This is a genomic window from Paenibacillus dokdonensis (assembly GCF_004916975.1).
Classification (GTDB): Bacteria; Bacillota; Bacilli; order Paenibacillales; family Paenibacillaceae; genus Paenibacillus_AQ; species Paenibacillus_AQ dokdonensis.
In genome coordinates this window covers 2,642,881-2,656,609 of the sequence record NZ_STGQ01000001.1, presented here as the reverse complement: position 1 = coordinate 2,656,609, position 13,729 = coordinate 2,642,881, and the positions used below count along the sequence as shown (strand labels likewise).

The 13,729-nt window shown below is 47.4% G+C and carries 12 protein-coding genes; all 12 read right to left on the bottom strand.

What is annotated here, in order from left to right; all coding sequences use genetic code 11:
• Positions 1-86: 86 nt before the first annotated feature.
• Positions 87-1,796 carry an extracellular solute-binding protein gene (locus E6W40_RS12295; RefSeq protein ID WP_136605713.1) on the bottom strand — a complete coding sequence of 570 codons (1,710 nt, stop codon included), beginning with the start codon at positions 1,794-1,796 and terminating at the stop codon, positions 87-89.
• Positions 1,797-1,869: 73 nt separating this feature from the next.
• Complete coding sequence (locus tag E6W40_RS12290) at positions 1,870-2,820, bottom strand: ABC transporter permease (RefSeq protein WP_246072979.1); 951 nt, start codon at positions 2,818-2,820, stop codon at positions 1,870-1,872.
• 239 nt (positions 2,821-3,059) lie between these two features.
• Positions 3,060-3,779: a glycerophosphodiester phosphodiesterase gene (locus E6W40_RS12285; RefSeq protein ID WP_136605711.1), complete on the bottom strand. Its 720-nt coding sequence runs from the start codon at positions 3,777-3,779 to the stop codon at positions 3,060-3,062.
• Between the two features lie 53 nt (positions 3,780-3,832).
• On the bottom strand, positions 3,833-6,949 hold the full coding sequence (locus E6W40_RS12280) for an alpha-mannosidase (protein ID WP_136606965.1): 3,117 nt from the start codon (positions 6,947-6,949) through the stop codon (positions 3,833-3,835).
• A 97-nt stretch (positions 6,950-7,046) separates the two neighbouring features.
• Positions 7,047-7,814 carry a sugar phosphate isomerase/epimerase family protein gene (locus tag E6W40_RS12275; protein ID WP_136605710.1) on the bottom strand — a complete coding sequence of 256 codons (768 nt, stop codon included), beginning with the start codon at positions 7,812-7,814 and terminating at the stop codon, positions 7,047-7,049.
• On the bottom strand, positions 7,811-8,743 hold the full coding sequence (locus tag E6W40_RS12270; protein ID WP_136605709.1) for an aldo/keto reductase: 933 nt from the start codon (positions 8,741-8,743) through the stop codon (positions 7,811-7,813). Before E6W40_RS12270 ends, E6W40_RS12275 begins: the two co-directional genes overlap by 4 nt.
• A 338-nt stretch (positions 8,744-9,081) precedes the next feature.
• Positions 9,082-9,594 (bottom strand): hypothetical protein, encoded by a 513-nt coding sequence (locus E6W40_RS12265; RefSeq protein ID WP_136605708.1) that lies wholly within the window; start codon positions 9,592-9,594, stop codon positions 9,082-9,084.
• Positions 9,595-9,801: 207 nt separating this feature from the next.
• Positions 9,802-10,218, bottom strand: a complete 417-nt coding sequence (locus E6W40_RS12260) for a winged helix-turn-helix transcriptional regulator (protein WP_168928902.1) — start codon at positions 10,216-10,218, stop codon at positions 9,802-9,804.
• Between the two features lie 100 nt (positions 10,219-10,318).
• Positions 10,319-10,738 carry a cupin domain-containing protein gene (locus E6W40_RS12255; protein WP_136605706.1) on the bottom strand — a complete coding sequence of 140 codons (420 nt, stop codon included), beginning with the start codon at positions 10,736-10,738 and terminating at the stop codon, positions 10,319-10,321.
• A 643-nt stretch (positions 10,739-11,381) separates the two neighbouring features.
• Positions 11,382-11,600: a helix-turn-helix domain-containing protein gene (locus E6W40_RS30480; RefSeq protein ID WP_136605705.1), complete on the bottom strand. Its 219-nt coding sequence runs from the start codon at positions 11,598-11,600 to the stop codon at positions 11,382-11,384.
• Entirely contained in the window at positions 11,539-12,705 is a 1,167-nt protein-coding gene (locus E6W40_RS12245) for a YhgE/Pip domain-containing protein (protein WP_136605704.1), read from the bottom strand. The genes E6W40_RS30480 and E6W40_RS12245 overlap by 62 nt, the downstream gene beginning before the upstream one ends.
• A gap of 112 nt (positions 12,706-12,817) precedes the next feature.
• The gene (locus E6W40_RS12240) at positions 12,818-13,597 is read right to left on the bottom strand and encodes a nuclear transport factor 2 family protein (RefSeq protein WP_136605703.1); all 780 of its coding nucleotides are present in this window, start codon (positions 13,595-13,597) and stop codon (positions 12,818-12,820) included.
• Positions 13,598-13,729 lie beyond the last annotated feature (132 nt).

Sequence of the window (13,729 nt, the reverse complement as noted above, 5' to 3'; positions counted from 1 at the left end):
AGCAGGCGGCCGCCTTCACCCGCGAACACAACCGCCTATCTCTTTAAATGGTTAGGATTTTGCAAAAGCCTCTGTTCCTACGATCCTTAGAATTTCACTTTTGTTTTTGGATCGGCATTTTTCTCTGCGACAAGCTTCAGATAATCGTCCAACCCGGCGGAACGCATTTGCTTGAGAGCACTTTCAATAATTTTATTGGCTTCATCCATACTCTTGGCGTAATAAGCTTTGACCAGGCTGTCTCGGTAATTATCAAATGCAGCCTTCAGTTCGGTTCCTTTAGCAAACTCGCCCAAGAAGGAGTTCGGGGTGTATCCGTCAATGACGTCCGCTTTGGCGCGTTTCTCATCCCATTTCCATAGCTCCGCGATTTTTATCGCACCTAAATCTGCGTCTTTTTTCAGTTTGTCGCCATATTCCATCTCACCAAAATCCGCCATATTGTCGATGTCTGTGCTGCCAAGCAGATCGCCCCAGTTATTACCGACGCCGCCAAAACCCAGCTTCTTCGCTTCATTCGGATCTTTTGCCTTGAGGTCAAGCACCTCTTGTTTCACCAGCGGATTGCCGTCCTGATCGAGCGTATAATCGCGGCCCTCGAGGCCGTATTTCCACAGTAATTTACCATCACGGCTTGCCAGATAATCCGCAAATTTCACAATCTCCTCCGGATTTTTCGTGGTGGACGGAATCGCCCATCCAGAATAGCCGGATTTGAAATCAACCTGCATTTCGTAAGGCCCGTCGATCGTGTTCAAAGGACCAACTGGGACATAGTGCATATCCTGAACAAAATCTTGATAGTTGTGCATATTCGCGATAATGGCCCAGGTGCCGTTGATCGCTCCTTCCGTGGCGCGGCTTTCGTCCATCGTGAAGAACTCAGGCTGCAGCAGCTTTTCTTTCAGCAGCTTTTGCACGAACTCAATCTTTTTCATCACATAAGGCGATTCCGCTTCATGAAGCACATTTCCACTCTTATCCTGCTTTATAAACTGGTCGTATTCGCCCCATTCCAAATCCGCGAACAGACGGGTCTCTTCCTGTCCTCCCCAATAACTAGGGCCAATTGGCGTAACCGGGTTGCCGTTATCGTCTTTGAAGTTCCCAGCTTGAATCTTTTTGGCCAAATCATACAATTGATCTGTCGTTGTAATGGTGCTCGGTTCGATATTCAGCGCTTCAGCGATATCTTTGCGAATATAAGGTCCGCCTACGTATTTCCGCGTGTCAGCGCCGCCTTCACGGTTAATGTTCATATGCATAAGATATGTCGAACCTTCGAATTCCGGTCGGAACATAACACCGTATTTGGTGTCAATCGGCAAATAATCGTCTTCCAGATACTTTTTGTACACCTTCGTATCTTTGATTAACGGCGTCAGATCGGTAAACATGCCTTCACGCGCCGCTTTCAGAAGAACAGGCATTTCCGGACGGCCGCTGTTATTCAAGTAAAACGCAATAAAATCGGGCAGGTCGTTGGCTGCAAGTCCGGCAATCAGGCCGTCAATCGAATGGTCGGCTTTCATGATCTCAATCTCGAAATCGATACCCGTTTGCTCCTTGATCTTCGCTTTGATCTCCGGGTTCATATCTTCGGTGTAATCATCGGTACCCATAAATACAAGTCCTTTAATTTTGCGGTCCGCGATCCAGGTTGCAGGCTTATTGGTGTTCGAAACGGTTGTCTCTTTGCTTTCTTTGCCGGTGTCTTCACTGCCGCTGGAACAACCTGCAATAAACATCGCCGCGAGCAGCGGAATTGCAAACAACTTTGCCCATTTTTTCCCCATGCCTTTTACCCCTTTAACTGGATTATTATGAAATACGTCTAAAGACGTCCCCCACCATGAATAAATGGTATCGTCACCATAATGAAGTTTCCGAAACTTTACGGGATATCCGGTTCGCGAGAACGACCAGTACGAGCCCAATGACCCCTTGCAGCATCCCGACAGCTGTTGCATATCCGTATTGGCCGCTTTGCAGTCCCACACGAATAATGTAAGTATCCAAAATATCCGAAAGCTCCATATTTCCAGGCGTTCTAAGCAAATAAAGCTGGTCGAATCCCGCAGATAAAATATTGCCCAGCGACAGGATGAACAGGATAACCACCGTCGGCGTGATGGATGGAAGCGTAATATTCCAGATTTCCCGGAACTTGCTGGCTCCGTCCATTTTGGCTGCTTCGTACATGTCTGGATTCACACCTGAAATCGCTGCCATATAAATGATCGAATCCCAACCGATGGATTTCCAAAAGTGGCTGCCAAACATAATTTGGTAAAAGTATTTCGGCTCCATCATAAAATAAGTGCTGCCATCCCCGCCCAAGCCCGATATCAACTGGTTCAAGAGCCCCGTGTCCGGCGCCAAAACCCGCTGGAGCAACCCCACAACGACGACCCATGAAATAAAATGCGGCAGGTACAAGATGCTTTGCGATACGTTTTTGAACCATCGGGTACGAATTTCGTTGAACATCAGCGCAAGGATAATCGGAAACGGCAAGTACAGAAACAGCTTCATTCCGCTAATGATCAGCGTGTTCTTCACGAGCTGGCCGCTTTGGTACGAACTGAAGAACGTTTTGAAATACTCCAGCCCGACCCATGGACTCCCCAGAATGCCTTTATTGAACTTGTAGTCCTTAAAAGCCAGGAGCAAACCGCCCATCGGAATATAGGAGAAAATAATGAAAAATACGATGCACGGCAACAACATGAAGTACAAATAACGATGCTCCAAAACCTTTTTCCACAGTTTCCTTCCTGTTTGATCCGGCTTAAGCAATGACGATGAACCTTGAGACACGATGCGATCACCTTCTTCATTTTTAATTGCTTAACAGCGGTACTGGTATCGATTTCATATTGCGCAATGACCTCGCTTAGAAAGCGCTTTCCTTTGGCTTATTATAGCAACATTGATTGTTATTTTCTACCGATTTATTTTAAATTCCATCTGTTTTTTTTGTTAAATTTGAAAATCTGGTAAAAATCACAAAAATGAATGCTATCAGGACATCATCTGCTAAATCCTCCGCTATCATTTCACGGATTCCGATCATTCAAAAGCGTGATGAGAACATCCGGTTTTCGCGTTGTAATAGCATCCACACCACCGCGAAGCAGCAGTTCCATGTTCGGCCGGTCATTTACGGTATAGACCCATACTTGCAAGCCACAGGCATGCGCATGCTCGATCAGCGGAAGGCGGAGCGTCAGGCCATTCACGTTGAGTCCGGTATACCCGCCCTGAACCGCTTCCCGGCATACTTCCGCCGCGTAATCGTCATATTGTTCCTGCTGCTGCAAAGTCAGCTCATCCGGCGTATTCAACATGACCTGAATGTCCGGATAATTTGTTGTTATGTGATCGGAGCAGCCAGTAATATACACCCGCCTTACTGCATCAAATTTGCGAATCAGCTGCACGGCAGGATCAATGCTTGTCGCCGCTTTCAGATCCAGGTTCAATTTCAGGCTACTCTCCAGCGACAGTTCCAGAACCTGCTCCAGCGTTGCAATTTCATATTCCTCATAGACAGGCTCAAGGAGCCGCCGGATTTCCGGCCGATTTAATTGTTCATAGGAATATTGGTGCAGATAAGGTGAATCATCATGCATCAGAATGGCCGTACCATCATGAGCTACCCGGACGTCAACTTCGGCTATATCCGCACCAAGCTCCATGGCCTCCATAAACGAAGCCAGCGTGTTATCCGGGTGAATGCCGCAGCCCGTATGGGCTGCAACCATCGTTTTCCGCATGAAACCCCTCCTTGCTTAAGTTAAGCCTTCTTCTACAAAACAAATCTATCAAATTATGCCCGCATATCGATCAAGAACGTCTTAATCTCATACGGCGCCAGTTCGAACTCCACTTGATCACCTGCTTGCAACTCCCCAATAGGCCGTTCCATCAGATCGCATTCCTGCCACGATACGATGTTCAGATCGCTTGAAAGCGCCACCCGTTTCCGAAGCCCGGCATAATCATGAAGACGCAGGATCACCCGGTCGCTATCCTCTGCTTTTTTGACCGCATCAATCATGATGTTATCGCTTGAAGTACGCAGCAGGGATAACTGCGGCTTATTCAACCCTCCGCCGCTAACCGTCAGCGGATTATTAAGCGCCCACGCTTCTTGCACCGTATCAGCCTCATACCAGTCGCCTTCGTGAGGAAGCAGTGCATAGGTGAAGGCATGCGCCCCTTGGTCCGCTTCCGGGTCCGGTTCTTTGGCCGATTTGATTAATGACAACCGCATCGTATTTCCTTTGATATCGTATCCGTATTTGCAATCATTCAGCAGGCTGACGCCGTATCCTCGTTCCGCCAGGTCCGCCCATTGATGACCAACCGACTCGAAGCGGGCCCAATCCCAGCTTGTATTCCAATGCGTCGGGCGTTTCACGTTGCCGAATTGGATATCATAAGTCGCTTCGGTAGAACGGATATCCACCGGGAATGCTACTTTTAACAGCTGCTGGCGTTCTTGCCAGTCCACGTCGGTTACGAAATCAATGCGTTTTGAATGGGCATATACCTTCATGATCTGAGTGATCATCGAGTTCATATACTTCCAAACGAAACGAACGGATGCCGACAACGGGCCGGATTCAATCAGATCAACTGACTGCAAATCCTGCACAACTCTCATTTTTTGCTGATAATAAATATCGATGTCCCAGGCGTCGAACATCAGCGGCTTGTCTTCGAACACTTGCAGTACGTTTCCTGCCTCTCCGCTCGCCAGCACTTGCTTTTGTGCCACCGCATCCCAAATTTCAGTCAATTGACCGGCTTCGTTCCACTTGATGTCATAATGCGGCGTAACGATGCCAGAAGGGTCATATTGGAATGGAGATGGCTCCAGAGCCGCCGCGGCAGCCGGTTTAAAACAAATGGTCGTATGCCCGGCAGCAGGCGCTTCCACTTGCACCAGCCATTGATCACCTGACTTCTGTGCTGGCAGAACCTCTCCGCTTGCGTCCGTCCAGACTCCATCTGTTTCAGCCCGCTGAACCGCCAGCACGTCCCGGCGCGTCCAAGGAGAGGAATTCCACACGGTGTATTGCTCTTTGGCAGGGGAAACCGCTGCTTCCGCCGCATGCGCCCAGGCCGAACGAACGATGCCTTCGGCTTCAGCGTATTCCGCCGCGCTATCCTCGTACACCTCCCGAATCGAAGATCCGGGGATAATATCGTGGAACTGGTTGCGCAAGATGATTTTCCAGCCGTTATTCAGTTCAGCTTGACGGTAAGCGGCCCCACTACCAGACAACAAACTGGCGTAAACTCCAAGCCATTCAGCTTCCCGATAGGCAAGCTCCAGTTTGCGGTTCATCTTCTTGTTGTAAGCCTGGCTTGTATAGGTGCCGCGGTGAAATTCGAGATAAAGTTCTCCATCCCATGTATGAACGTATTGATCCGTCGTTTCAACTTGCTGCTGAAGCCTCTCAAAATATGCGTCTGCGGTACCGTTCTTCACATGCGGCAGTCCCGGCATTTCGTCCAGTCTGCGGCGCATTTCGAGCATTTCGCGGTTCACGCCCCCGCCTCCGTCGCCATAACCGTAAGAGAGAAGCAGTTCCTCATGGATGTTCTTATCCCGGTAATTGTCCCAGATGCCCTTGACCATTTGCGCTTCGACGACTCCGTTGTATGTATAATAAGGACTGTCATGTTCATCCGGTGTCGTAATGAAATGTGTCAGCACTTCCGAACCGTCGATTCCGCGCCATTTAAACGTATCATGCGGCATCCGGTTGAACTGGCTCCAGCTGATTTTGGTCGTCATAAAAGTATCGATGCCCGATTTCTTCAAAATTTGCGGCAAGGCCCAGCTGTAGCCAAATACATCCGGAAGCCACAAGTAGCGGCACTCTGTACCAAACTCTTCGCGGAACAGCCGCGTGCCAAACAGCAATTGGCGCACAAGCGATTCCCCGGAGGTTAAATTGCAGTCCGCTTCCAGCCACATGCCGCCAGCCACTTCCCAGCGCCCTTCACGGACTCGCTCGCGTATTTTTTCGTAGATTTCCGGATAATCGTTTTTGATGTATTCATATAATTGGGGCTGTGTTTGCAAAAAGACGTAATCCGGGTACATTTCCATCAAACGCAGCACGGTCGAGAACGAACGGGCCGATTTTTCACGTGTATGCTTTAAACGCCATAACCAGGCAACGTCAATATGCGTATGTCCGATGCAAGTCACCGTCACGCGCGAATGCTTCTCGATCTCCGACAAATCACTCCGCAGTAGCTCAATCGCCCTGTGTACGGAATCATAATAAGCGTCAGAACGCGGATAGGACCAGTCGATCAGAAGCAGCGAACGATCTACCGCACGAATGAGCCGCACACGATCCGGATGATTCGCATCAAGCGTCTGAATCGTTTCCCATGCGGCCCGTGCCGTGTAATAATAGTCATCAACCTGCTCATCGAGCCAGCATATCTCCGCGAGCCGAATCGTATGTTTCCGTGGTTTTGGCGGACCACCGCCTTCTAAACCCGACCAGAGACGAATATCCATCTGGATCTCGCTTCCGATGGCTTCCTCCGGAAAAAAAACTTCCTGATGGTTCGAGTCCACACCTTGATAAGGTAATCCGTTCAAAAATAGCAAAGATTCGAAACCGGAGTTGTTCCCTCCCCCTGTTTCACCAAAGTCAAACCGGCCAAGTACCTTGCGCCCCGCCCATTCCTTCGGCAACATCGCCTTATGGGATAACCATGCATACCGGTCACGCCCTTCCCAAGTATCGTTTAAGCGAATGGAGGACCATTCACCGCTCCGCGGGGGTTTGGCCGCAATTTCGCCGTCTTCATCCTCCATCCAGCGGAAAGCTTCGATTGCGATCGCATCCCGGTATCTCGTGTTCTCGATTTCCTCCAGTCTTTCCTTGATTTTCGTCTCTGTCAGCAGCATCGATTCCAAGCTCCTTCCCATATCAATATGGCTTGCCATATCGCTTTTACGTCCCCAAATTAAACCCGTTCGTTCCCCTTCCTAGCTGTTCCCTCGCTTAGCCTCTCGTTATTTCCGCTTCCATCTTCAGCAAGTTTTCCAGACTGAGCTGCAAGCTGTCCATAGGGCTGCCCGGGCAATAATCCTGCTCAACTGCAAACCATTCCACCCCGTGATCCAGCCCCCACTGCAAAATCGGAATAAAGTCGATCCTACCCGTTCCAATTTCGGCAAAATATTGTTTACCGTCTGCGGTCATATCTTTCAGATGGAGGATTGGCATGCGGGAAGCGTAGTTCCTGATGCAGGACAAAGGATCAACCCCGGCTTTTTGGACCCAGTACGTATCAATTTCTGCATAAACGGGCTGGGAAGGATCTAATTCGAGCACATAATCCAGTGCATACTTTCCGTCCAACGAGGTATGAAATTCGAAATCATGATTATGGTAACCGACCCGGAACCCCAGCGGCGTCACTGTTTTGGACACTTCGCGTAAATCATGTCTGACCGACTTGTAACCCTCCACGTTTTTCAAAGCGTCAGGCAGAGAGTGGCAGATGATATCCTTGGTGTTAAATAATTTCCCCTCTTCCAAAACCGCTTCAAGATCATGTTTCATGCGCTCAAGCCCAACATGCATCCCAGCGGTCTGAAGTCCGGTTTCCTTGAGTACGGCTGCGATCTCTTTTGCATCATAACCATGAAGCCCATCAATCTGAACGGCCGACCATCCCATTTTTCTTAACTCTCTTAAAGTGCCGGGAAAATCTCGTTTGACTTCGTTTCTGAGCGTAAATAATTGGGCTGCAAATGTAGTCCTCACTTGGCTGTCAGCTCCTCTCGTTCAAGGTTCAACCATGCAAGCTGCTCTGGCGTTAATTCGATGTCCATCGCTTTCACGGAATCTGAAAGTTCCTTCTCGCTTCTTGGTCCGATGATGGCAGCGGTTGGAAAAGGGCGGTTCAGCACGAAGGATAACGCGATCTGGATCGCTGTTACGCCTTTCTCCTGAGCTAGCTGTACAGCACGCTGGTATCGTTCCCAGTTTTCGTCGCTGTAGTACACTCTGACCATTTCTTCGTTTGACAAGTTATCCGGGGAGAAGTTGCCTGAGAAAAAGCCCCCTGCTTGCGCAGACCAGGCCAACAGCGGCATTTGGTTGTGTGTATGCCACTCGCATGCCGCACCGTCAGCGGATACGCACCCTTCCCATCTTGGTTCTTTTGCAATCGCAAGGCTCAGGTTCACGCTATCGAACATAAAACCTTTCAAGCCATGCCGGCCCGCGTAGTCATTCGCTTCTTGTATGCGCTGATGCGTCCAGTTGGAAGCGCCGATCGCCAGCACCCGTCCGTCTTCTAAATGCCGGTTCAACTCTTCGATAATGGGACCCACTTCAGCGGAAGGATCATCCCGATGCAGTGCGTACAGGTCGATCCGGTCCGTACCCAACCGCTCCAGGCTTTCCATGAGATCTTTGCGGATCGCTCCGGGATTCACCCTCGGTCCGGGACTTCCGTCATCGTGATGCGCCCCCTTGCTCATAATGACCAGCTGATCGCGGTTACCTCTTTTCCCCATCCATTTTCCCAAAATCGTCTCGGCCTCCCGATACTGATGAGCCGTATCGATGGTTGTTCCGCCGGCAGCAACGAATTGATCCAACATATCACAGCTGCCCCATTTCTTTAGATCACCCGTTCCGATCATAAGTTGAGATAATGACAAGCCATTTACATCGATAAATTTCATGACTGTACCTCCGCATATGGTATCGATTTCATATTGGATAATAAAGCGTTTTCAATTTTATGGTCATATTATAGTCTATGCGATCACCGTATGACAAGAAGAAAAAAGAAGGACAAGCGGGCAAAAAACGGGGATCTCCCGGAAATACGCTGCAAACGCCATAGCAGAAGTTTGATTTGGGGAACGCAAAAAGCGTGCCAGTCAAGTCATAGAGACTCCGCGCACGCAGGCGGGATCACCGATTTTCCTTAATTCCACGTAGATGTTCACGACGGTATACGCATGGCTGGCACCTGATCTATTTTCATGGCATTCCTTGTACTTTCCCCGTCCAAATGTTACTGCCGATCCCCGAAAAAGAGGGAGAGCGTGTGCCTCATCAATTCTTTGTGTTCTTCGAATTGACGGTGTTTATGTCCATTCGCTCCGGAAGGATGCGGAAATCCCCAAAGCACCTGTTGCTCCCGGATGCGGCCTTGTTCTGGGAACCAGCGGAGAACCCGCTCCACAGCCTTTCCTAACGGAATGATCAGCACATCTTGCAACTGCTCAAGCTCTTCACAGGTAGAACAAACCTGCTGCCGCAGCAAAGGTGAGGATAACGTCTCCGGATTTGTGCCCGTGTAGTTTCTTTTCTCCACAAAAACAGGATAGCGCAGCAGCGATGTCGTATGAAGAAAATCCCCAGCCTCTTCAAAACCATTTAAAGCATTTTCATAGTCATTCTCTTTTTTAAATAGAACAGTTACATTACAATGAGCTAATGCTACGTGATTCGTAAGATGTTCAGCGATTAGGAATTTATGGAATGAATGCTTCTTAAATAAACCATAACGAGGTGCGTATTGCACCTTCTTATTGTTTTCATAATTCTTTTTTATGAAAATTCCATGGTCTAGAATCAATTGTTTTATATTTGGTACCAATTCGTTCCTTACTATTATTCCTATATCAGGTCTGATAAAATCCCCATACGGTTCACCTTAACGCTCATAATGCCGAAAAATGCGAAAGGAGCTGCCACGGCAGCTCCTTTCGTCGAATATATGAGATTGATCTTACTGTGAACGTACATCGTCGAAATTCCGTAGAAGGCGTTGCTCCAGCTCTTTTTCGTTCGTTTTTAGTTCTTGCATGATCGGAATACTCATATCGGTATTGGGATTGTACTCAAGGCCCCAATGCATGATGGCAAAAATGACCGGAATTAGGTCAAGTGCTTTTTGTGTCGGCCGATACATCGTTTGTGCCCGATTTGACTCGCCTTCAATTTTGACGAGTAAGCCTGCTTCAACTAGTGATTGGAGCCGTGCGCTCAAAATATTGGTTGCGATGCGCTCGCGTGAAGCCAGGAAATCGCGGTAATAACGCTTGTTATGGATAAGGACGTCACGAAGGATGACGAGGCTCCATGGATCGCCCCATATATCGAGCGCATATACAATTGGACAAACGGTAGATGTTCGCTTTTTCATGAGCATGATTATACGATCTGTGCTTGCATTTTGCAAGTTTTATTGTGGTGGTTCTAATCAGGTTGCCCTTTACCTGTCATGATCAGTCTGGGGCCTAATATCATACCTGCCAGGTCACAGGTTTATCGAGTATGACGCCATCCGTCTGTACCCATTGACGGAGACTGCCCGCTTGGACTTGAATTACGATGAAATTCAAATCGCCAGTACCGTTGTTGCGAAGCGTGCGTTCGCCTTCAGGTGAAACACGAATAGCCGTTCCTTCCTTTACATCAACAATCTGTCCATCTACCTGAAACTGACCTTGGCCGCCAATGAATAGGTATAGCTCCTCATTCTCGCGATGGGTGTGATAGAACGGGACAGAGCCTCCCTCCGGCAGTTGGTTCAGAGAAACTTCCATGCCGGTTAGTCCAAGCTTGTCCTTCAGAAAGAGCTTACCTGGGATGGGATCCTTCGACATACTCAAAAGATTGCTAATAGGACCTGATTCCAAAACGCTGAAATGATTACCATTCATTTGTAAACTTCCTTTCGGTTTAAGTTTAGTACCGGCACACTAAGATTTATCTAAATGTTAAACTATAGGGCCGGCAAGGTTTTGCCTGTTTCTGTCATCAGCCGTCCCGGCATTTCGCCACCGGCTTCGTTATGTGATAAATAGAGTATAGAATTTGTACTTTCAAATTGCAAGTACAAATATTTTCGCCGTTACTTGTGATAAGGTTCGCCTTGATTAATCTTCAACTATCCTGCCCGTTAGCTTAATGAGATTGCATGGATGTTAGATACTTATCTAATCGGTAATCGGGACAAGAACTTGTTGCGATAAAACAAAAAAGCCGCTATAATAGCGAATCTCAATGGGACTATTTCTTGTCCCTCGACAAGAACAAATCCAACCCCATTACTTCCTTTCCCTTTCATTTGTACGTCAATTAAAGAAAAATAAAAACAACTCGCATTAGAATGCCGAGTTGTAATTTTTAAAAATAATTATTTGATTGTGGATTGAGTTTGCAAGTGGGTATTAAAAGCTAGAATCCCCCTTTAAACGAATTAATCACACCTTGATGAAGTGTGATTATCGGTAGCAATACTCAACTGACTATTTGAAATGATTATTTCCCGCTGTTCATCATCTCATCTCCTCGGACAAAACGTCATGTTCGCGGAGACTGGATAATCCCATGATTTTTAATATCCTTTAGCGCCAAAGATACAGATGTGCGATCCATTTCAATTGCTTCTGCTATGTCCTTTTGACTTATACTTACGAATTTTCGCGAGTCCGCTATCGTTAACAAATGAAATAGTAGTCTAAACGTCTTTTTGGTTGTTTTTTCGACCTGCCTTAAATCCTGAAGCGAGAAGCAGCACAAGAAATCCCACGGCTACGCCCCCCAAGATCAATGCATTTGAAGAAGCCGCATCCAGTCCTCCGAAGTACATCACTTCCCGCAACCCGCCTGTGGCGAACCGTAATGGCGTCCACGAATAGATCCAATCTCGTGTTATCTGTGGCAAGAACTCGGGAGCCATGTTCAGCAGCGGGATGGAGAAGAACATCAGAAGTACGAGCAGCGGCATCGCTCGGAATCCGATCCAATTCAGCAAGGAAGATTGCAACAGGAAAAACGTCGATCCGGCCAGCCATAAGAACAACCAAGTCACCCCTGCATCCGCCATTTCCATGTCGTACCACGACATGGCCATCCAAATAGTAAAGCCTGATGCAATGCTGATGATTGCAAGTCCCACAATCGCTTGCACCGCGATGACCGACCATCTACTTGAAGCTGCGGCAACGTCTTTCTTGCTGACCAAGAACAAGATAATTCCAGTCACCAGGCTTCCAATCCACATAATCTGGGTCAACAAAGCCGGCGCGTTTCCCGACGCATTGTTCATCCCCGGTGAATGTATGACTTCTTTCTGAATGTTCACGGGTGTCACTAAAGCTTTAGCTGTCTCAACTGGAACTTGCTCCTTTTGCTGTCCGAGCTGCTCAAGCAGCTGAAGTGACAGTTCTACGCTGATCATTCTCAAAGCTTGCCCCAATGCCTGTGTTACTACCGTAGAGGCTTGAGTGCTCATTCCCTCGTTGGATATGATCTTTACATGAGGGTAGACCGGCGAAGAAGTTACTAATGAATACAAGCCGTTACTAAGACCAGCCGGAAGTACCAACGCTCCGTAATAATCGCGATTATCCAGTCCTTTCCGAGCTTCTTCTTCGGAGCCCACAACATACCAGACGAACGGCAGCGCCGAGTTCGAACTTAATGTCGCCTGGATCATCTTCCCTATCTCTAACGTTCCGCCTGTCGGCAACTCCATCGGTTGGTCAAGGACAACGAGGGCCACTGGGAGCTCCTTTGGTTCTGACCCAAGCACTGAACCCATCATCGCAAATCCGAATACAATCAATACGACCAAGACAATTGCCACTCCCAGCCACGTCATTTTTTCTTTCAGTATTCTCATACTTCTCTACTCCTTGTCCGTTTACAATGAACATATAGTTAATGATCATTTTGTTAAGAATAAAAAAAGCGTTGCTTTTGCAACGCTTTTATATCCATTTGAAGGGAAATCCTCAGAATCTACTGTTTGAATTTTTTCGTTTCTCCACCGGCAATATGGCCTCGATGACGTCCCAATGCTCAGCGATCTTTTCGTTCTCTACGCGAAACAGGTCATAGAAAGCAGTTTCTTGACCATTGAATAGACCTTCACTCACTGCAAGTACAAAATCACCTTGTCCTATCACTTGATGGAGATGAGTATATTCAAATTTTATGTTTTTCTCATTTAGAGCCTGCAATGCAGCATGGAGACCGGATAGGCCGTCTGCTATATGCGGACTATGCTGAATGTAATTATCCCCATAAAAGTAGGAGGCTAGCAGGCCTGGGTTCTTCCCAAACAGGATGTTCTCAACATAGCTTTTGACCAATTGTTTGTTAGCATCCGTTTTGTCGATATCCTTTATCATGACTGACCCGTCAATCATCGTGTGATTGCTTGGTGTCTTCCCCTCCATCTCTTGCATATTGTCCCAGTGTTCAACAATTAAGCCATCCTCAAAGCGGAAAATATCAATAATGATTTTGGGGCCAAAAAATTCATATACAGAATGAAGAACTACATAATCTGCATCAACCAAAGCACGCTTAATACTTACCTTCGTACCAATTTGTTTTAAATGATCAAGTGCACCAAGCATGGCTGCACGTCCATCGGATAAGCTTTGATTGTGCTGAATATATTGATTTGGATTAACGTAAGCCGTAATCGCTTCGGGGTTGCCGCTCTCAAAACTTTCCAGAACAGCGATCGCCTTAAGAACAAGCTCATTTTGATTTTTTGATATCATTTGGGTATCCTCCTTGGTTTTTACAATCATTTGATAAATAATAAGCACTTGTTGTTTATTTATCTATCGCTCATTATAATAAAGGCTATTATTACACTCAATATTCAATAATTTTAGTTTTGAAGGATAACA